Source organism: Aquabacter spiritensis (assembly GCF_004346185.1).
Taxonomy (GTDB): Bacteria; Pseudomonadota; Alphaproteobacteria; order Rhizobiales; family Xanthobacteraceae; genus Aquabacter; species Aquabacter spiritensis.
Genome location: NZ_SMAI01000046.1, coordinates 1 through 1,303, shown reverse-complemented (window position 1 = coordinate 1,303; position 1,303 = coordinate 1). Strand labels below are relative to the sequence as shown.

At 75.6% G+C, this 1,303-nt stretch carries 1 protein-coding gene; it reads left to right on the top strand.

The genetic code is table 11. The annotated features are described in order from the left end of the window. The coding region (locus EDC64_RS23360) for a beta strand repeat-containing protein (RefSeq protein WP_207916177.1) at window positions 1-1,303 on the top strand (1,303 nt) is incomplete at both ends.

Here is a 1,303-nt window from a genome sequence, read left to right as displayed (position 1 = left end):
CATTCTCGGCGCCCGCACCCTCACCCTCGCCAATGCCGCGGGATCCTTCGCCGGAACCCTCTCGGGAACCGGCGGCCTCATCGTCTCCGGCGGCACCCAGACCCTCACCGGATCCAGCAGCTTCACCGGCGGAACCACGATCGGCGCCGGCGCCACTCTGGCGCTCGCCGGCACCGGCAGCCTCGCCGGCCTGGTGACCGCCGACGGCACGCTCGACATCGCCGGAACCGAGACCGGCGCCAGCCTCGCCGGCCTCGCGGGAAGCGGCGCGCTCACCCTCGGCGCCCGCACCCTCACCCTCTCCGGCGCCGCCGCCGCCAGCTTCTCCGGCGCGCTCTCGGGAACCGGCGCGCTGGTCCTCGCCGGCGGCAGCCAGACCCTGACCGGAACCAGCCTGTATTCCGGCGGCACCACGCTCGCCGGCGGCACGCTCGGCGTCGGCGCGGCGGGCGCCCTCGGCACCGGCGGCCTCGCGATCACCGGCGCCGCCACCCTCGCTTTGACCGGCACCACCAGCCTCGCCACCGCCATCGCCTTGGCCGATGCCGTCACCGCCACGGTGGACGCCGCCGGATCCGCCACTTTGTCCGGCGCGCTCTCCGGCACCGGCAGCCTCGCCAAGACCGGCGCCGGCACCCTCACTTTGTCGGGCGCCAATGCCGGCTTTACCGGCGCGGTCGCGATCGACGCCGGCACCCTGGCCCTCAGCGGCACGCAGGCGCTCGGCGCCGCCAATGCCGTCACCCTCGCCGCCGGCACCAGTCTCGATCTCGCCGGCGTCACCGGCACCCAGGCGCTCGGCGGGCTCTCCGGCACCGGCACCCTCGCCACCGGCAACGCCATCGTGTCGCTCGCCGCCACCGGCAGCTTCGCCGGCACGATCTCCGGCAGCGGCGGCCTCGCCAAGAGCGGCGACACCACCTTCACCCTCGCCGGTGCCAACCTTTATACCGGCGCCACCACGATCAGCGGCGGCACCCTGGCGGCCGGGGCGGCCAATGCCTTCAGCCAGGCCAGCGCCACCACGATCGCCACCGGCGGCAGCCTCGATCTCGGCGGCTTCGCCCAGGCCATCGATGCCGTCGCCCTCGCCGGCGGCACGCTGCAGAACGGCACCCTCGCCGGCGCCGTCACCTCCACCGGCGGCACCCTGACCGGCCTCGCCGGAACCGCCAGCCTCACCACCAGCGCCGGCCTCACCACCCTCGCCGGCAGCAATGCCTATAGCGGGGCGACGAACGTCTCGGGCGGGACGCTGGCGGTGACCGGGACGCTGAGCGCCAGCGCCGTGACGGTCGGCGCC